The 17,590-nt window shown below is 39.8% G+C and carries 18 protein-coding genes and 1 pseudogene; 12 read left to right on the plus strand and 7 right to left on the minus strand.

What is annotated here, in order from left to right; genetic code table 11:
- Positions 1-7: 7 nt before the first annotated feature.
- From KTI79_RS17690 to KTI79_RS17710, 5 genes are all read left to right on the plus strand, one after another.
- A complete protein-coding gene (locus tag KTI79_RS17690) occupies positions 8-544 on the plus strand; it encodes a F0F1 ATP synthase subunit delta (protein ID WP_086266222.1) in 537 nt (178 codons plus the stop codon).
- Between the two features lie 46 nt (positions 545-590).
- A complete protein-coding gene (gene atpA, locus KTI79_RS17695; RefSeq protein ID WP_002114049.1) occupies positions 591-2,135 on the plus strand; it encodes a F0F1 ATP synthase subunit alpha in 1,545 nt (514 codons plus the stop codon).
- A 77-nt stretch (positions 2,136-2,212) separates the two neighbouring features.
- Positions 2,213-3,082 (plus strand): F0F1 ATP synthase subunit gamma, encoded by an 870-nt coding sequence (atpG, locus tag KTI79_RS17700; RefSeq protein WP_002114131.1) that lies wholly within the window; start codon positions 2,213-2,215, stop codon positions 3,080-3,082.
- Between the two features lie 30 nt (positions 3,083-3,112).
- Positions 3,113-4,507: a F0F1 ATP synthase subunit beta gene (gene atpD, locus KTI79_RS17705; protein WP_002114045.1), complete on the plus strand. Its 1,395-nt coding sequence runs from the start codon at positions 3,113-3,115 to the stop codon at positions 4,505-4,507.
- A 17-nt stretch (positions 4,508-4,524) separates the two neighbouring features.
- Positions 4,525-4,944, plus strand: a complete 420-nt coding sequence (locus tag KTI79_RS17710; RefSeq protein ID WP_003655525.1) for a F0F1 ATP synthase subunit epsilon — start codon at positions 4,525-4,527, stop codon at positions 4,942-4,944.
- A 58-nt stretch (positions 4,945-5,002) separates the two neighbouring features.
- Here the strand turns inward: KTI79_RS17710 and KTI79_RS17715 are convergent, their stop codons facing one another.
- The 4 genes from KTI79_RS17715 to KTI79_RS17730 all read right to left on the minus strand — a co-directional run bounded on the left by KTI79_RS17715 (position 5,003) and on the right by KTI79_RS17730 (position 8,407).
- Positions 5,003-5,599 (minus strand): hypothetical protein, encoded by a 597-nt coding sequence (locus KTI79_RS17715; RefSeq protein ID WP_086266263.1) that lies wholly within the window; start codon positions 5,597-5,599, stop codon positions 5,003-5,005.
- Between the two features lie 141 nt (positions 5,600-5,740).
- A complete protein-coding gene (locus KTI79_RS17720; RefSeq protein WP_016144051.1) occupies positions 5,741-6,286 on the minus strand; it encodes a glutathione peroxidase in 546 nt (181 codons plus the stop codon).
- A gap of 120 nt (positions 6,287-6,406) precedes the next feature.
- Positions 6,407-7,171 (minus strand): AraC family transcriptional regulator, encoded by a 765-nt coding sequence (locus KTI79_RS17725; RefSeq protein ID WP_086266221.1) that lies wholly within the window; start codon positions 7,169-7,171, stop codon positions 6,407-6,409.
- 21 nt (positions 7,172-7,192) lie between these two features.
- Positions 7,193-8,407: an MFS transporter gene (locus KTI79_RS17730; RefSeq protein WP_086266220.1), complete on the minus strand. Its 1,215-nt coding sequence runs from the start codon at positions 8,405-8,407 to the stop codon at positions 7,193-7,195.
- Between the two features lie 135 nt (positions 8,408-8,542).
- Here KTI79_RS17730 and KTI79_RS17735 point away from each other — a divergent pair, with 135 nt between their 5' ends.
- Together KTI79_RS17735 and KTI79_RS17740 are read left to right on the plus strand one after the other, a co-directional pair.
- Positions 8,543-9,196, plus strand: coding sequence for a TetR/AcrR family transcriptional regulator (locus KTI79_RS17735; protein WP_086266219.1), 654 nt, complete (start codon positions 8,543-8,545; stop codon positions 9,194-9,196).
- Between the two features lie 104 nt (positions 9,197-9,300).
- Positions 9,301-10,221 (plus strand): DMT family transporter, encoded by a 921-nt coding sequence (locus KTI79_RS17740; protein ID WP_086266218.1) that lies wholly within the window; start codon positions 9,301-9,303, stop codon positions 10,219-10,221.
- A gap of 392 nt (positions 10,222-10,613) precedes the next feature.
- Here KTI79_RS17740 and KTI79_RS17745 read toward each other — a convergent pair whose 3' ends face one another.
- From KTI79_RS17745 to KTI79_RS17755, 3 genes are read right to left on the minus strand one after another with little or no spacing between them, the layout of a single operon-like run.
- Positions 10,614-11,183, minus strand: coding sequence for an L-threonylcarbamoyladenylate synthase (locus KTI79_RS17745; protein ID WP_005804750.1), 570 nt, complete (start codon positions 11,181-11,183; stop codon positions 10,614-10,616).
- A 51-nt stretch (positions 11,184-11,234) separates the two neighbouring features.
- On the minus strand, positions 11,235-12,368 hold the full coding sequence (gene dprA / locus KTI79_RS17750; RefSeq protein ID WP_032063701.1) for a DNA-processing protein DprA: 1,134 nt from the start codon (positions 12,366-12,368) through the stop codon (positions 11,235-11,237).
- Positions 12,369-12,388: 20 nt separating this feature from the next.
- On the minus strand, positions 12,389-13,543 hold the full coding sequence (locus KTI79_RS17755) for a LysM peptidoglycan-binding domain-containing protein (protein WP_086266217.1): 1,155 nt from the start codon (positions 13,541-13,543) through the stop codon (positions 12,389-12,391).
- Positions 13,544-13,665: 122 nt separating this feature from the next.
- Here KTI79_RS17755 and def point away from each other — a divergent pair, with 122 nt between their 5' ends.
- The 5 genes and pseudogenes from def to KTI79_RS17780 all read left to right on the plus strand — a co-directional run.
- Positions 13,666-14,196: a peptide deformylase gene (def, locus tag KTI79_RS17760; RefSeq protein WP_002114101.1), complete on the plus strand. Its 531-nt coding sequence runs from the start codon at positions 13,666-13,668 to the stop codon at positions 14,194-14,196.
- A gap of 43 nt (positions 14,197-14,239) precedes the next feature.
- Complete coding sequence (locus tag KTI79_RS17765; RefSeq protein WP_005804747.1) at positions 14,240-14,665, plus strand: DUF2946 family protein; 426 nt, start codon at positions 14,240-14,242, stop codon at positions 14,663-14,665.
- A 72-nt stretch (positions 14,666-14,737) separates the two neighbouring features.
- Positions 14,738-16,852 carry a TonB-dependent copper receptor gene (locus tag KTI79_RS17770; RefSeq protein ID WP_086266216.1) on the plus strand — a complete coding sequence of 705 codons (2,115 nt, stop codon included), beginning with the start codon at positions 14,738-14,740 and terminating at the stop codon, positions 16,850-16,852.
- A gap of 53 nt (positions 16,853-16,905) precedes the next feature.
- Positions 16,906-17,112 (plus strand): hypothetical protein, encoded by a 207-nt coding sequence (locus KTI79_RS17775; protein WP_017387367.1) that lies wholly within the window; start codon positions 16,906-16,908, stop codon positions 17,110-17,112.
- Positions 17,113-17,276: 164 nt separating this feature from the next.
- Positions 17,277-17,423, plus strand: a pseudogene (locus tag KTI79_RS17780) (TetR/AcrR family transcriptional regulator); the annotation flags it as partial.
- Positions 17,424-17,590: the final 167 nt, after the last annotated feature.

A 17,590-nucleotide genomic window follows, 5' to 3' on the forward strand; every position in this document is an offset into this window, starting at 1 on the left:
GCGAATTATGGCTGAACTCTTGACGTTGGCACGTCCGTATGCCAAAGCAGCATTTTCTTATGCTTCTGAGCAAGGTGCAACAGACAATTGGTCGAATGCGTTACAAGTGCTCAGTGCTGCGGTGCAAGACGAAGCATTTTCCGCTTATTTAAATCGCCCTGAACTTACTCCTGCGGAGCAAGTGAAGCTTTTTGCTAAAGTTTTAGGTGAAGATCAATCTCAAGCAGTGTCTAACTTTTTGACACTTCTTGCAGATAACGATCGTTTAATGCTGTTACCTGAAATTGAAGCAGAATATGAACAGCTTAAATCACAGAATAACAACAATGTGGATGTCGTGATTGAATCGGCTTTCCCGTTAACTGCTGAACAAGAGCAACTGTTGAAATCTGCTTTAGAAAAGCGTTTTAACAGTACAGTAACTGTTTCAGTTGAAGTTAAACCTGAGCTTATTGCAGGTGTTGTAATTCGTGCAGGCGATCAAGTGATAGATGATTCTGCGCTTAACAAGCTTGAAAAAATGCGTACTCGTCTTCTTGCATAATGCAAATGATGAAGACTGAACTAATAAAAGATTGAGGAATAGCGCAATGCAACAACTGAATCCATCCGAGATCAGTGCGCTCATTAAACAGCGTATCGGAGATCTGGACACCAGCGCGACCGCTAAAAACGAAGGTACCATTGTTATGGTATCCGACGGTATCGTGCGCATTCACGGTCTTGCTGATGCAATGTACGGTGAAATGATCGAATTCGACGGCGGCTTATTTGGTATGGCACTGAACCTAGAACAGGATTCAGTGGGTGCCGTTGTTTTAGGTAACTACCTAAGCCTTCAAGAAGGTCAAAAAGCTCGTTGTACAGGTCGTGTATTAGAAGTTCCAGTTGGTCCTGAACTTCTTGGCCGTGTTGTCGACGCTTTGGGTAACCCAATTGATGGTAAAGGCCCAATTGATGCGAAATTAACTGATGCTGTTGAAAAAGTAGCACCAGGCGTAATTTGGCGTCAATCTGTAGATGAGCCTGTTCAAACTGGTTATAAATCAGTTGATACAATGATTCCTGTTGGCCGTGGCCAACGTGAGTTGATCATCGGTGACCGTCAAACTGGTAAAACAGCGATGGCGATCGATGCGATTATCGCTCAGAAAAACTCTGGCATTAAATGTGTATACGTTGCGATTGGTCAAAAGCAATCAACAATTGCAAACGTTGTACGTAAGCTAGAAGAAACTGGCGCTATGGCGTATACAACTGTTGTCGCTGCTGCGGCTGCTGATCCTGCTGCTATGCAGTACTTAGCTCCGTACTCTGGCTGTACAATGGGTGAATACTTCCGTGACCGCGGTGAAGACGCTCTTATTATTTATGATGATTTGTCTAAGCAAGCTGTTGCTTACCGTCAAATTTCATTACTTTTACGTCGTCCACCAGGTCGTGAAGCGTATCCAGGTGACGTATTCTATCTTCACTCACGTCTTCTTGAACGTGCTTCTCGTGTATCTGCTGACTACGTTGAGAAATTCACTAATGGCGCAGTAACTGGTCAAACTGGTTCTTTAACTGCATTGCCAATTATTGAAACTCAAGCAGGTGACGTATCTGCATTCGTACCAACGAACGTAATTTCGATTACTGACGGTCAGATCTTCTTAGAAACATCATTATTCAACGCAGGTATTCGTCCTGCTGTGAACGCGGGTATCTCTGTATCTCGTGTTGGTGGTTCTGCTCAAACTAAGATCATCAAAAAATTGTCTGGTGGTATCCGTACCGCTTTAGCACAATACCGTGAATTGGCTGCGTTTGCTCAGTTCGCTTCTGACCTTGACGAAGCAACTCGTAAGCAACTTGAACATGGTCAACGTGTAACTGAGTTAATGAAGCAAAAACAATATGCTCCTTACTCAATTGCTGACCAAGCTGTTTCTGTTTATGCATCTAACGAAGGCTACATGGCTGACGTAGAAGTTAAGAAAATCGTAGACTTTGATGCTGCGTTAATTTCTTACTTCCGCTCAGAATATGCTCCGTTGATGAAACAAATCGATGAAACTGGTGATTACAACAAAGACATCGAAGCAGCAATCAAAGCAGGTATTGAAAGCTTTAAAGCGACTCAAACTTACTAAGTTTAGTTTTAGTTAAGTTTGGTTCACGGATCAACCTTCGGAAGCTCGAAAGAGCTTTCGAATACTAGGTTAAGCGTATGGCAAATTTAAAAGAAATTCGCGCCAAAGTAGCTAGTATCAAGAGCACGCAAAAGATTACTCGCGCGATGCAAATGGTAGCTGCTTCTAAAATGCGTCGTGCGCAAGAGCGCATGGCTCAGGGCCGTCCGTATGCCGATAATATGCGCCGTGTAATTGCTCACTTGGTACAAGCAAACCCTGAATACAAACACCGTTATATGGTTGACCGCCCAGTTAAGCGTGTTGGCTATATCGTAGTGTCTTCAGATCGTGGTTTGGCAGGTGGCTTGAACATTAACTTGTTCAAGAAAGTTGTGCAGCATGTCAAAGCACAACAACAGCAGTCAATTGAAGTTGAATTTGCTTTAATTGGTCAAAAAGCGGTTTCGTTTTTTAAGAATTACGGCGGTAAAGTGCTCGGTGCAACTACCCAACTTGGCGATGCGCCGAGTTTGGAACAGTTAACTGGCTCAGTCCAAGTTATGCTTGATGCATTTGATAAAGGCGAATTAGATCGTATCTATCTCGTATCAAATGGCTTCGTTAATGCAATGACTCAGCAGCCTAAAGTAGAACAACTTGTTCCTTTAGCACCGGCAGAAGAAGGCGATGATCTCAACCGTACTTATGGTTGGGACTATATCTACGAACCAGAAGCAGAAGAATTGTTAAATGGTTTGTTGGTTCGCTATATCGAGTCTATGGTTTATCAAGGTGTGATTGAAAACGTTGCATGTGAGCAGTCAGCTCGTATGGTCGCGATGAAAGCAGCGACAGACAACGCAGGACAATTGATTAAAGACCTACAACTCATTTACAACAAGCTGCGTCAAGCCGCGATTACTCAGGAAATTTCCGAGATCGTTGGCGGTGCCGCTGCCGTTTAACATTATTAAGTTTGAATTGAGGAGACAGCAATGAGTAGCGGTCGTATCATTCAGATCATCGGCGCGGTTATCGACGTCGAGTTTGAGCGCAATAGCGTTCCTAAGATCTATGACGCTCTCCAAGTTGACGGTACTGAAACTACATTAGAAGTTCAGCAACAGCTTGGCGATGGTGTTGTTCGTACCATCGCAATGGGTTCTACAGAAGGTCTTAAACGTGGCCTTAATGTAACTAGCACAAATGCACCGATTTCTGTTCCAGTAGGTCCAGCTACGCTTGGTCGTATCATGGACGTTTTGGGTCGCCCAATTGATGAAGCAGGTCCTGTAGCGACTGAAGAGCGTTTGCCGATTCACCGTCAGGCACCTTCTTATGCTGAACAAGCAGCTTCTACAGACCTTCTAGAAACTGGTATTAAAGTAATTGACTTACTTTGCCCGTTTGCAAAAGGTGGTAAAGTTGGTTTATTCGGTGGTGCTGGTGTTGGTAAAACCGTTAACATGATGGAGTTGATCAACAACATCGCTAAAGCTCACTCAGGTTTATCTGTGTTTGCTGGTGTTGGTGAACGTACTCGTGAAGGTAACGACTTCTATCACGAAATGAAAGATTCTAACGTTCTTGACAAAGTAGCAATGGTCTACGGTCAGATGAACGAGCCACCAGGTAACCGTTTACGCGTAGCGTTAACTGGTTTGACTATGGCTGAATACTTCCGTGATCAAAAAGACGAAAATGGTAAAGGTCGTGACGTATTATTATTCGTCGACAACATCTACCGTTATACACTTGCGGGTACTGAAGTATCAGCATTGTTAGGTCGTATGCCATCTGCAGTAGGTTACCAACCTACACTTGCAGAAGAAATGGGTGTTCTTCAAGAGCGTATTACATCTACTAAGTCTGGTTCGATCACATCGATCCAAGCAGTATATGTACCTGCCGATGACTTAACAGATCCATCTCCTGCAACTACATTTGCTCACTTAGATGCAACAGTAGTATTGAGTCGTGACATCGCATCTTCTGGTATCTATCCAGCGATCGATCCACTTGACTCAACTTCACGTCAGTTAGACCCATTAGTTGTTGGTCAAGAGCACTATGAAATTGCGCGTGCAGTACAAAACGTATTGCAACGTTATAAAGAGCTTAAAGACATCATCGCAATCTTGGGTATGGATGAGTTAGCTGAAGAAGACAAATTGGTTGTTTACCGTGCGCGTAAAATCCAACGTTTCTTCTCTCAACCATTCCACGTAGCTGAAGTGTTTACTGGTGCTCCTGGTAAATTAGTACCGCTTAAAGAAACTATTCGTGGCTTTAAAGGTCTATTAGCTGGTGAATACGATCACATCCCAGAACAAGCGTTCTATATGGTTGGTGGTATTGACGAAGTGATTGCTAAAGCTGAGAAACTCTAATTTAAGGAGATCATCTCATGGCGACTATGCAATGTGATGTCGTAAGTGTTAAAGAGTCTATTTACTCTGGCGCAGTAACGATGTTAATCGCGAAAGGTGCTGGTGGTGAGCTTGGTATTTTGCCAGGACATGCTCCACTTGTAACTTTGCTTCAACCGGGCCCGATTCGTGTTCAGTTGGAAAATGGTACAGAAGAAATCGTCTATGTATCTGGCGGTGTTTTAGAAGTTCAACCTCATGTTGTAACGGTTCTTGCAGATACTGCAATCCGTGCTGACAATTTGGATGAAGCTGCAATTTTGGAAGCACGTAAAAATGCTGAACAATTGCTTGCGAACCAAAAGAGTGATTTGGACTCAGCAGCTGCATTGGCATCTCTATCAGAGATTTCAGGTCAGCTTGAAACTATCCGTAAGATGAAAAACCGCGCACTATAATTGCCGGTTTGAGATTGGAAAAGCCACCGTAAGGTGGCTTTTTTTTATGAGTTAATTTTTAAGATTCAGTTTTTGAATCTGACTTTTCATCTCCTGCCATAATCATGGCAGCAAGCTTCACCATATCCATTTGAATGGTATTAAGCTGTTTTTCAATTTGGTCAAAATTGATTTGATCTAATTTCCCATTGAGTAATGGCATGCTAAGAGCTTGTTGATTGGCATGTAATAAACTTTGGCGAATATTCTCAATTTCCTGACTTTTGATATCTAAAGTCAGAAGTGCTTGATTTAAACCTTCTAGTTGCTGTTTTAAAGTGGTGACAGTAGTTTTTAGTTCATTCTGATTTTTATCTTGGATGGCTTGTTCAACATCAAGCTGAGTATCTTTAAGTTGTTCAACGTAGTCGCCAGCTTTAAGCTGTAAATTAGCAGCATCGCGGACCATATAAAAAATATTGCCACTTTTAAGTTCGGTTTTGTTGGGGGCAATATCTGACTCTTGTTGTTCAATGTTTTGGTTAGATGCCTGTTCAGCTATTTCAGTCTTTTCTTGTTCGGTAGCATTGTCTTGTGCCTGATCGCACCCGAGTAAAAGCATGCCTGAGGCAAAAATTACAAAAGGAAGAAATGCACCTTGTAAAACTTTTTTCATAACTAAAAACAACATCAAATAAAGCAAATAGATACTATAGGCATAAAATATGAAGAAAAATTGTATTGTTGCAAACGAACAACATTTCGAGGAGAGGATAAAAAAGAGCGTATAAAACGCCCTTTCTCACATTTTAAAATATTATTTTGCTAACTCTGCTTCAACTGCTTTAACGATCTGTTCATCGTCTGCTGTTAGGTTCGGAGCAAAGCGAGCTACGACTTCACCATTTTTATTAATTAAAAACTTTTCGAAGTTCCATAAAACTTCTGGAGCAGGGTTGGTCGGAATACCTAAGCCTTCTAAACGCTCACGGAAGGGACCTTCACCAGTGCGTTCTGGTTGAGCCGTTGTCAAAGCTTGGTAAAGTGGATGCTTATCTTCGCCGACTACAGAAACCTTAGAAAATAAAGGGAAATGAACATCATAATTTAATGAACAGAACTGTTGAATTTCTTCATCAGAACCTGGTTCTTGTTCTTTAAAGTTGTTTGCTGGGAAACCTAAAATTTCAAGACCTTGGTCTTTTTTTGCTTGATAAAGTTTTTCTAAGCCTTCGTATTGTGGAGTTAAACCGCATTTAGAAGCAGTATTTACGATAAGTAAAACTTTCCCTTTGTATTGTTCGAGGTCAACCGTTTCGCCTGAAATGGCTTTTACTGGGATGTGATATACAGATTGTGTCATGAGTCTTTCCTAAAGATTGTAATTGATATCAAGTAACGCATTTGTTTTAACTGCTATTGAGGGGCAGCGCAATAATATTCGTGTTCAAAAAAGGAAAAGTTTTTAAAGATAAACTGAATTCTAGTTATTTCTGATTTGGATAGGTGTTTGCCCAGTGTAACGTTTAAAAAACTCAATAAAACTTGAGCTATGTTGATAACCTAAATCGTATGCTAAACGCTTGATAGGCGTCCCTTGGCGAATCTGATGAATGGCATAAACAATTTTGGCCCGATTTCTCCATTCGGACAACGAAAGCTGAAGCTCTTGTTGACTCAAACGTAATAAGTGACGATCACTGACCGAAAAGTTTTGTAGCAACTGCTGTAAAGACTGATCAAAAAGTAATGGATCTGAAAGTTTTTCTAAAATAGGCAATAAAATAGGATGTCGTGTTTGCGGTAAATAATGCGAATATGCAGGAGCTTGTTTAAGTTGATCGAATAGAACTTGTAAAAGATGTTCTAAGTATTCAGATTGTCCAGTTTGTTTTTGCTGCTCTAGAATTTGTAAAACTAAGGTTCGAAAGAAAGGTTGAATACTAAAACATTTACAGATATCACCTAAAATAGAACAGAGGCGAGGGTGTAGTCGAATACAGATATAGTGAATTTCATGGTCAATATGAGTAGATTGATGAACAGTTTGAGGTGGAATCCAAAGACCATAGCTAGGTGGAGAAAGATATAGCTGTTCTTCAATCTCCATTTCTAATATGCCATTTAAACTGAAATTAAAATCTCCCCAAAGAGATGCATGAGGACGAACAATATCTTCTTTTTGGTATAGAAATTCATGAACTTCTATACTGTTTAATAATGAAAATTGTTGGTCCTCATTGTTCATCTATATGCTCTGACTCATATTTTAATTTTCACAAGTAGCTTTAGGATTATTTAAACCTTTCGCTAAGGTAAATGTACTTACTAATGCTAGGGCAACGAAGCTTAATACACCATAAATTAAAGTATTTTCATTGAAATGATCAACCACATATCCCCCTAATAATGAACCTGTCGCAATCATCACCTGAAACATACCTACAAAAAGCGGCATACCTTTTTCAACAGCATGTGGTGCGTGGACAAACATCCAGATATTTGCTGAGGTAGGGAAAGCGCCAAATGCAAATCCCCATAACGCGGTTAAGACAATAGCACCAAACTCATGAACGGCAAAAAGAGGAAATCCAAAAAATACGATTGCAAAGCATGTGCCCACAAAAGCTAATGTATAACGGACATTTAGGTTGCCACTATATCCGGCAAAAGCATTCCCGAAAATACCTGCAATTCCATAGAGCAATAATAATGAACTAATGGTTGTCCCGTTAAAACCGGCAACATTTTTAAAGAAAGGTGCTAAATAGCTATAGGCACAAAAATGAGCGAGTCCGATCAATAAAACAATCAACATGCCACTACGTGCTTTAGGAGTGCGTAATAGTGCTGGCAAATCTTTCATATGAATTGCCGAGTCTGGTACAAGTTTAGGTAAAAAGATTAATTGTAAGATTAAAACAACTAAGCCAATGCCTGCTGTAATTCCAAAAGCACTACGCCAGCCATAAAACTCGCTTAACCAAGTTCCAATCGGTACACCTAGAACTGTAGCAAAAGTCACACCTGCCATCACGACCGCAGTTGCTTTAGCAATAGGAAGGTGTGAGGGAGCTAATTTTCCACTTAGAGCAATGGCGGTCGCCCAGAAACCACCAATTGAAATACCTAAAATTAAGCGGCTTAACAATAAAATATGAAAGTTTTCAGCAAATGCGGTAATGGTATTGGCAATAACCATAATAGCTGTCAGCAAGATAAGTACATAACGCCGATCAAGTTGTTTTACAGATACAGGCAATAGAGGGGCTGCAATTGCTGCCATAATGCCGGGTACCGTAATAATCAGACCTGCTGTACCTACAGAAATATTTAAATCTGTTGCGACACTATTTAAAACACCAACGGGTAAAAATTCACTTGTAACTAAGGCAAATGCTGCGATAGAAACGGCCAAAATGGCAAACCAGCTTCCTTGAGTGGAGGTCGTGGGTCGCGCTTTAGAGATAGACGATTGGTCCATAGGAAATCCTTACTTGGCTAAATTTGGAGTAAAGAAAGACAATTTATTAATTAACTAACGATCATTATGAAAATAAAATAGTTGATAAAAAATCGAACGTCAATTAATTTAATAACGATTGTTATAAAAATAGATGTGATCTTTATGACAAATAGGCATGAAACGAATTTAGCTGTTGCAGAAGATACGCTGAAAAAAAAGCGCGGACGTCCTAAATGCTTTGATGAACAAGAGGTTCTGCAAAAAGCAATGTTGCTCTTTTGGGAGCATGGCTATGAAGCAACGTCTATTAGTGATTTAACGCAAGCTTTGGAAATTACAGCACCAAGCCTATACAGTGCCTTTGGTGATAAGGCGGGGCTGTTTTATAAAAGTATTGATTACTATTTGGCTCATGAAGCCTGTCCTATTGAGACCATCTTTTTAGAAGCAAAAACTGCAAAAATTGCGTTTGAGTTATATCTTTATGACAACGTAAAACGACTGGTTCAACCCAATAAACCAGCTGGTTGTATGTTGGTGGTTGCTGCCATGAATTGTTCTGATGCAACTCAAGATGTGCAGCAGAACCTATTAGACAAGCGCATAAAAACCAAAGAAAAATTATTGGAGCGTCTCAAACAAGGTGTTGAGCAGGGTGATTTGCCATCTAATGCTCCCCTACAAGATATGACTGATTTTTATGCCACTGTCATTCAAGGTCTTACCATTCAGGCAAGAGACGGTGCCAGTACTGATCAATTACATAAAGTTGTAGAACATGCCATGAAAGCTTGGAGATTATTCTAAAAAAAGATAATGTCTTAAGTTCAATATCAATGTCGGAAATACGATATTTTAATTTATTAAGACATTCTTCAAAATAAAATCTCTTTTGTAGATGGTGTATTACTATGAGTCAGGTCATGAAATATCACAAATGGGCGTTTATTTTTCCCATTTGGGCAGTATTGATTTGGTCTTTAAATATTGTAGTCACCCGCTATGTCTCGGATTATATCTCTCCGGTAAGTATTAGTTTTTATCGGTGGTTAATTGCTTTTATTATTTTGACTCCATTTATGTTTATGTCTGTGTGGAGACAAAGACGACTAGTAATACCATATTTACCTAAGCTTGCTGTGTTAAGTGCATTTGGGATGGTGCTTTATCAAGGCTTAGCTTATACGGCTGCCCATTATACTAGTGCAACCAATATGGGAATTGTGAATGCATTTATTCCCATCTTTACGATCTTTGTTTCGCTTGCCATTTTAAAAGATGTGCCTAATCGCTTTGCAGTTTTTGGCAGTATTCTATCTTTTGCAGGTTTGTTATATGTCATGTCCCAAGGAAATATTAATAAGCTTTTAAGTGGTGGCGGACACCTTGGTGATGCATTGATGATTATTGCCGTATTCTTCTATGCATTTTATGGTGTCTTTCTTAAAAAATGGCAGTTGCCTCTACCAATTATGACAAGCTTATATGTTCAGATTGGATTTTCTGTCATATTTCATATTCCTTTAATTCTTTGGTTTGGACTCGATGCTTTAAATGTACAAAATGCACCAAGTGCTATTTATGCAGGTGTATTTGCTTCACTCATTGCGCCGTTAGTTTGGATGTTAGCTGTTCAACAACTCGGTCCTAATAGAACAAGTATTTTTATGAACTTGGTACCTGTCTTTACAGCAGTTATTGCAAGCGTCTGGTTGTCTGAGCAGTGGACCATTTATCATACGTTAGGTGGGATTGTTATTTTAATTGGTATCATTATGGCTCAGAAGAAGGTGAGTCCTAAAAAGAGCGAATTAATGCAAGAACAAAACTAAAGTTGCTAAAAAAACTATGGCATATTTTGAAAAAAACTCATAAAAATATGCCAATTTTTTCTTAGTTAAAGTTTTTCTATATGATTTATAAATAGTTTATAGAAATAGGTTGTAATATAAATATTAAAAAAGCCGAGTAAAAATATTAATATAATTTTAATTTATAGGCAAAAAACCGTAAATTCCCTACACTTTTCATGCTTTTTTTAGAGAAATAATATATTTCTCTCATTCAACCTCTTACCACATAATAGCGGCCACTACGAAAGGCGCTCTTTTCTTTGTAAATTACCTTTCGTTCCACAGATATCCAAACCCTCTGGATGTGGTATATACCCATCCTTTTTTATGCTCAGTTATCCCTATATAACTGAGCTTTTTTTTGTTTGAAATTAGGCGCGAATAATTTCTCTGGTAAGAGCGTTAATGATTCGGCTTGGTTGTTGGCTCTGGCCTAAGTCACCATTCAGATAGTTTAATTGTGAACCAAAGTATTGGCAGGCATCCTGTAGTGAGTGTGCAGGTTCTTGTCCACTTGGGTTCGCACTAGTCGAGACAATAAAGCCATGAAAAGCATTGCATAATGCCACACATAAAGGATGTGTAGTGACTCGAACAGCGACAAGTGGATGCTCACCTTTAATCCATGAAGGAATATGTTCACCAGCAGGTAATAGCCAAGTTGTTGCTCTTTCTGAAGGTTGATGATTAGTCCAACAATCAATAATTTCTTGTTGAGTTGTTTGAGGTAGAGAAGTTAGTAGGTGCTCAACTTGGTTAATATGACCTGCTAATAAAATTACACCCTTTTCAATAGGCCTTTGCTTTAGTTCAAGAATCTTTTGAAAAGCTTGCTCATTAAAAGGGTCGCAACCTAGCCCCCAAACTGCCTCAGTTGGATATGCCAAAACTTGACCTTGTTGTAAACATTGGGCTGCTTCGGTAACTGAGGTGGTAATCATGGTAATACTCTTCCTTTCAATCAGACAGAATTGCTATTGTGCGCTCCAATACTAAGAACGACAACGTAAATACAATCCTGATTGTTGCATACATAAACCAAGTAGTTCTAGTTCCATCAGTGAAGAGGTGAGTTCTGCAACAGGCTGAGAGTGATGTAAAACAAGCTGATCAATATTTTGTCCGACCCAGTCTAAAGATTGATAAAGGTTAATTAAATGCTCAGGAATTTCTGGAGTGCTAGAAACTACAGCCTCCTCGGTGGAGTTCTGTTGCTGACTTTGCCACTGAGTGGGTAAAGCAAGGTCTTCAATAATTTGTTCAGGATGATCGACTAAAATTGCTCCCTCACGAATAAGTTGATGGCAACCTTGATGAAACTCACTGTAAATATGACCAGGAATGGCAAATACAGTTTTACCTTGTTCGGCAGCTTTGTTCGCAGTGATGAGAGAACCACTTTTTAATGTAGCTTCTACCACTAACACGCCTAAACTCAAACCGCTGACAATTCGGTTTCTACGTGGGAAATGTTGTTGTAATGGAGGTGTTCCAGGCAAAAACTCAGTAATGATGGCGCCGTTTTGAGCCAAAATATGTTCTGCAAGTTTTTTATTTTGAGCAGGGTAGGTACTGTCTAAACCTGTTCCTGTCACAGCAATCGTACGTTGATGTGCTGATGCTCCTTGGTGAGCAGCTTCATCAATGCCATATGCTAAGCCACTACTCACATAAAAACCTTTTTCACTTAAATAATAGGCAAAATCATAAGCAACTTGGCGACCATGCGGGCTTGGTTTTCGACTGCCGACAATCGCAATTTGCGGTTGCAATAAAGCTTGAGCTTGGCCTTTTCCAAAAATTATAGGTGGATGGTCTGTATAAGGTAATAACTGAGTGGGATAGCCTGAGTCATCTTTCGTTAAAATAAAGTCAGTATGTTGATGGATCTGTTGAATTAGTTTTTCAAACTGAGCTAGACCTTGAGCGGTTTGAAACTCAGCTACGCGTTTTAAATGATTAGCATGTAACCCGAGATTGCGCCATTGAGATAATCCAGCAGGTTGGAGCGCCTTTTCACAGCTACCAAAATAATCGACAATCTTTTTAAAGCTGACTAAAGAGTGTTGCACCAAATACCACACTTTAAGCGTGTGGTAATGGTGTGAAGAAAGTTGAGTAAGCATTGTAAAAGGTACATCCAGCATTAATCATTATAGCGGGGTGGCTGAATGCTTGAACCAACTTTAACTGGTAAATCGCTTTCTAATACGTAGGCATAACTCAACTGATCAAAAGCTCTAAAGACCATCAGACTACCAATTTGTTGTCCTGGTAACTGTATTGGTTCTTTGGTTTTAGGATCTCGAATGGTTTCACCTTGTTGCGTAATATCAAAAACTTGTCCTACTTGAATACCTTGTGCCATACCTCGATCTAAAGTCACTACACTATTTTTGGCAGCAGTACCAATTGATCCCATTACACGAATAATTTTGCCGCCATCGGTCACCTGAGTGGCATCTACTGGATAAAATAAAGTAGGCAATGTTGCTTCTTCTTCTGGCATTACCCGATCACCACGACGTACTTCAGAATTGTAGCTATCAGTTAACTCAAGTGTGGTAATGTCTTTTTCAGAAGAGATAGCAATCCCTGAGGCAACTTGTTGTAACTCAATACCTAGACTGTGCTTTTTGCCTTTATTATCTGTGAAATAATAAGGTTCACCTTCACGATAAACTGCATAACGTTGACCATCAATTAAACCTTGTCCACGCGCATAAATAGTCTGACCTTTTGCCGCCAGTACACGTTGATCGGCAGTACCGACTACATAAGGAGTATGTTGAATTGCATCGATAGGTAGAATAGTGCTGTGTTCTAACCACTGTTTGATATGTTCAAGAGGAATAACAGGTACGTTATTGTTAAGTGACTCCACACGAACTTGAGGTTGTAAATTTGTCATTTGACCTGTGTAACGGCGAATAATGCCGGCACAGCCATCTCCTTCATCTTTTCCAACCAATGGGCGACCATCTAAACTACACAGCAGTAATCGATCACCTGGATAAATCCAGTGCGGATTTTTGACATGCTGATTGTTTGCCCAAATTTCAGGCCAGCGCCAAGGTTTACTCAGAAAATGACCGGAAATATCCCATAGCGTATCTCCTCGTTTTACAACGTAGACATGTGGTGCATTACTTTTAAGAGAGGGTGGATTATGGTTCGGACTAGCAGCATAAGTCTCTGCTACAGTACTGAATGCAACCCCTGTAAAAAGTGCCAAAGCAAGTAAATGCTTTTTTATCCCCAAAGCATGAAATTGAACCATGCTGTTAAAAACCTTTTTCATTATGATAATTCCTAAAAATTATGCGTGCAGATGCGTTATAATAGGCGGCTAACACACAATTTTTCGATGAAGTATTTCCTTCATTTGGTTTTTCAATCAATGGCATAAGTGAGGACGTCAGTATGGCCTTATTACCTATTTTAAGTTTTCCTGATCCCCGTCTTCGTACCATTGCTAAGCCTGTTGAAGAAGTTACTGATGAAATTCGTCAACTTGCAGCAGATATGCTTGAAACCATGTATGCGGCACCGGGTATTGGTTTAGCAGCTTCTCAGGTCGATCGTCATATTCAGCTTATCGTCATAGATTTGTCTGAATCTAAAGATGACCCTATGGTTTTCATTAACCCCAAAATAACTCCACTGACAGAAGATAAGCAGCAGTACGAAGAAGGCTGCCTATCGGTGCCACAAATATACGACAAAGTTGAGCGCCCGTCACGTGTGAAAATTGAGGCAATTAACCTTGAAGGTCAAGCATTTGAGTTAGAAGCTGATGGACTTCTCGCTGTTTGTATCCAACATGAAATGGATCACTTAAATGGCAAATTATTTGTGGATTATTTGTCGCCACTTAAACGTCAGCGTGCTCGAGAAAAAGTCGAAAAAGTTGTTCGTCAACGTGAGCGTGAAAAAGTTGCAGTAAAACGTTAAAAATTTCTATTCTTGAAACATTAATGTAGTGTGGATGTGATTTTTGGTTTTTCGTAGTGGCTTACTGCTTGCATGTGCAGCAGTATTTTTACAGGTTGCGGTATTTCTACAGCCGCTATTACCGAAGCAGTATCAAATTGCTCCGGTCTGTGAAACTATTACCCTCGCTTTGCTTAAACCTAAAGCACAAATGGAAACCATGTCACATGCCATGCATTCACATCATGAACATCCTGTTGAACAGGCTCAAGCCTCTGAGCAACATGATCATCATGATGCAAATCACCAGTGTCAATATTGTACCGTCTATGCCAATCTGGTTTTGCCACCTGAATTTGGCGTAAAAGAAGTTTTAGTCCGCATACAAGTCCGCTTAGTCGCTTATCAACAAGCATTTAGACATGTCTACTTTGCACTACAGCGACTTTTTTTACTCCCGCAAGGGCGTGCACCACCTCTATTTGCATAAATAAAAGCAATTTTTTGTTGGGGTCTTAACTGACTTCGATATCACTTTATTTATGTTTTAGAGCGTATAAAAATGCCACATTCTAAATTTTTACTACAACCTTTATGGGTTGCGATGCTTGCTGTCTCTCATTCGAGTCTAGTTTTTGCTGATTCAGAAAAAAATGATGCCGATACCAAAGTGCTTCACTCATTAGCACCTATTGTTGTTACAGCACAACAAGGCAACGATGCAAATGGTCTGATTGTACATGCAGACCCGAAACAGCCCATTCAGCCAGTGCCTGCTACAGATGGTGCAGACTACCTACAAAGTATTATGGGGTTTAACTCCATACAAAGCGGTGGAACCAATGGTGATGTGACATTCCGAGGTATGTTTGGTTCACGCATCAAAATTCTAACGGATGGAACTGAGAACTTAGGTGCTTGTCCAAACCGTATGGATGCTCCAACTTCTTATATTTCACCAGAAAGTTATGATCGTATTTCTGTTATTAAAGGCCCGCAAACGGTTCAATATGCCAATACAGGTTCTGCTGCAACAGTCCTTTTTGAACGTCAGCCTGAGAAACTCACCTCTGAAAAACCTTATCGTGGACAAGCAAGTGTTTTACTAGGTTCATATGGACGTATTGACCATAATGTTGAAGCAGCAGCGGGCGATGAAAGGAAATATATCCGTTTAAATGCTAACCGTTCAGAGTCGAATAGTTATCAAGATGGTGATGGAAATACTGTGCCGTCAGCATGGAAAAAGTGGAATGCTGATGTAGCGCTGGGCTTTACTCCAGATGAAAACACGTGGGTCGAACTCACTGGTGGAAAATCTGATGGTGAATCGCTTTATGCTGGACGTTCAATGGATGGTTCTCAGTTTGCGCGTGAAAGCTTAGGGCTACGTTTCGAAAAGAAAAATATCACTGATGTCATTAAGAAAATGGAAGGGCAGGTGAACTACAGCTATAACGACCATATTATGGATAACTTTAGCTTGCGTACACCGCCATTAGTTGAAATGAATCATGGTGGTATGACCATGCTGATGCCAAATGCAATGGCCATGCAAGTGACACGCCGTACATTAAACGCACGTTTGGCAATGACTTCTGAATGGAACAAATGGAGTTTGATCACAGGCATTGATTCTCAATTTAATAAACATGGCAGTAGCATGTCATCGCCAACAATGCCTTCTATGAATATTCCATATCGCCAAGATATGCGTTTTCAATCATATGGTGCTTTTGGCGAACTCGGCTATCAATGGAATGACTTCAACAAAATGGTTGCAGGTGCACGTTTAGATCGAGTCACGGTTAAAGATGAGCGTGCTGATTCTCAAGCAAAAGGCTTTAATACTAAACTTGAAAAGACTTTACCGAGTGCATTTGTTCGTTGGGAAAATCAACATCCTGAGCATGACCTAAAAAGCTATATTGGTTTAGGTTATGTAGAGCGTATGCCTGATTATTGGGAACTTTTCTCGCCTAAACATGGTAATGCGGGCTCAACCAATACTTTTAATGGTGTGAATCCTGAGAAAACACTACAGTTAGATCTGGGCTTTCAGCAACAACATGGCGCTTTAAACACATGGGCTTCTGCTTATGCAGGTTTAGTAGATGACTACATTTTAATGAGTTATCACCATCACCCAAGTACTGGAATGGGTGGGCATGATATGAGCCATGATATTACTGCGGGTGCCAAGAATGTCGATGCAACCATTGCGGGTGCGGAAGCGGGTATTGGATACCAATTCACTGACCGTATTCAGGCAGATTTGAGTGCTATGTATGCATGGGGTAAAAATACCACAGATGACAAACCACTACCTCAAATTTCACCTTTAGAAGGTCGCCTAAATATTCGCTATGTGGCTGATAAATATAATTTAGGATTATTATGGCGAGCGGTTGCTGAGCAAAACCGCGTGAGTCTACATCAGGGTAATATCGTGGGATATGACTTAAAACCAAGTAAAGGTTTTTCGACTCTTTCTCTAAACGGAAGTTACAACCTTCGTAAAGATATCGATGTCTCTGTTGGTATCGATAACGTATTAGATAAGACCTATACCGAACACTTAAACAAAGCGGGTAGTGCAGGCTTTGGATTTGCGAGTGAAGAGCAGTTTAACAATATCGGAAGAAATTATTGGGTTCGTATGAGCATGAAGTTTTAAGAAGCTTAGCGAATTAAATGAACTGAAAATATTAATTGAAAGAGAGAAATGAAATGACTAATAAATTATCACCTGAACAATCTTGGTGGGGATGGAAGTTACTTATTGTGGCCTCTATCTTGAGCTTATTGTTTATGATTGTATTTTACCTAGCAATCAACAATGAACCTGACTACATGCCAAGTCAGAAAAAGAAGCAGATGATGGAGTCACACGAGCAAATGAATCACGCTGAAATGCACAGTTCATCAGCTCAATAAGTTCCTTAATATTTGAAAATGGAAGTCTAATTAACAGGCTTCCATTTTTATTTTTAGGTTTTAAAAATTATTGACGCATACTCGCTAAGGTTTTTGCCTTACCTTGATTCTGATAAAGCGTTAAGCCAATTTTTATATGTTAGTGATAGGGCAAAGGTCTTCGAAAAGTACAGCATAAATCCTTTGTAATTATTAATAGTACGCTTTTTACGATGATGCGATATGTAAGTCAGGACAATTTTCTTATCTCAGAACAACAACTTAAATGCGGATTATCGAACATGATACTGGCTTATTTAAGCCAAAAATAAAAAATTAAAATAATTATCAATATAAAACAATGGCTTAATTCGTATAGTGGTTTAAAAGCAAACGCTCGAGTCATTAATTTTTAATTTTCGCTTGCAAAGGGAATGTAATGGTCTATAATGCACATCCATCGGCGGTGATGCAGATAGAAACTTGTTGAAAAACAGTT

Origin of the sequence: Acinetobacter sp. WU_MDCI_Abxd143, assembly GCF_025514195.1 — a bacterium.
Taxonomy (GTDB): Bacteria; Pseudomonadota; Gammaproteobacteria; order Pseudomonadales; family Moraxellaceae; genus Acinetobacter; species Acinetobacter pittii_H.

Excerpts from the sequence above, each read along its gene's own strand:
- dprA (WP_032063701.1), bottom strand. The coding sequence starts at position 12,368 with ATGCTTACTCAACTTTCTTCACACCATTACCACACGCTTAAAGTGTGG.
- atpA (WP_002114049.1), top strand. The coding sequence starts at position 591 with ATGCAACAACTGAATCCATCCGAGATCAGTGCGCTCATTAAACAGCGT.
- atpD (WP_002114045.1), top strand. The coding sequence starts at position 3,113 with ATGAGTAGCGGTCGTATCATTCAGATCATCGGCGCGGTTATCGACGTC.
- KTI79_RS17725 (WP_086266221.1), bottom strand. The coding sequence starts at position 7,171 with ATGAACAATGAGGACCAACAATTTTCATTATTAAACAGTATAGAAGTT.
- KTI79_RS17730 (WP_086266220.1), bottom strand. The coding sequence starts at position 8,407 with ATGGACCAATCGTCTATCTCTAAAGCGCGACCCACGACCTCCACTCAA.
- atpG (WP_002114131.1), top strand. The coding sequence starts at position 2,213 with ATGGCAAATTTAAAAGAAATTCGCGCCAAAGTAGCTAGTATCAAGAGC.
- KTI79_RS17755 (WP_086266217.1), bottom strand. The coding sequence starts at position 13,543 with ATGAAAAAGGTTTTTAACAGCATGGTTCAATTTCATGCTTTGGGGATA.
- KTI79_RS17740 (WP_086266218.1), top strand. The coding sequence starts at position 9,301 with ATGAGTCAGGTCATGAAATATCACAAATGGGCGTTTATTTTTCCCATT.
- KTI79_RS17710 (WP_003655525.1), top strand. The coding sequence starts at position 4,525 with ATGGCGACTATGCAATGTGATGTCGTAAGTGTTAAAGAGTCTATTTAC.
- KTI79_RS17770 (WP_086266216.1), top strand. The coding sequence starts at position 14,738 with ATGCCACATTCTAAATTTTTACTACAACCTTTATGGGTTGCGATGCTT.
- KTI79_RS17720 (WP_016144051.1), bottom strand. The coding sequence starts at position 6,286 with ATGACACAATCTGTATATCACATCCCAGTAAAAGCCATTTCAGGCGAA.
- KTI79_RS17745 (WP_005804750.1), bottom strand. The coding sequence starts at position 11,183 with ATGATTACCACCTCAGTTACCGAAGCAGCCCAATGTTTACAACAAGGT.
- KTI79_RS17715 (WP_086266263.1), bottom strand. The coding sequence starts at position 5,599 with ATGAAAAAAGTTTTACAAGGTGCATTTCTTCCTTTTGTAATTTTTGCC.
- KTI79_RS17690 (WP_086266222.1), top strand. The coding sequence starts at position 8 with ATGGCTGAACTCTTGACGTTGGCACGTCCGTATGCCAAAGCAGCATTT.
- def (WP_002114101.1), top strand. The coding sequence starts at position 13,666 with ATGGCCTTATTACCTATTTTAAGTTTTCCTGATCCCCGTCTTCGTACC.
- KTI79_RS17775 (WP_017387367.1), top strand. The coding sequence starts at position 16,906 with ATGACTAATAAATTATCACCTGAACAATCTTGGTGGGGATGGAAGTTA.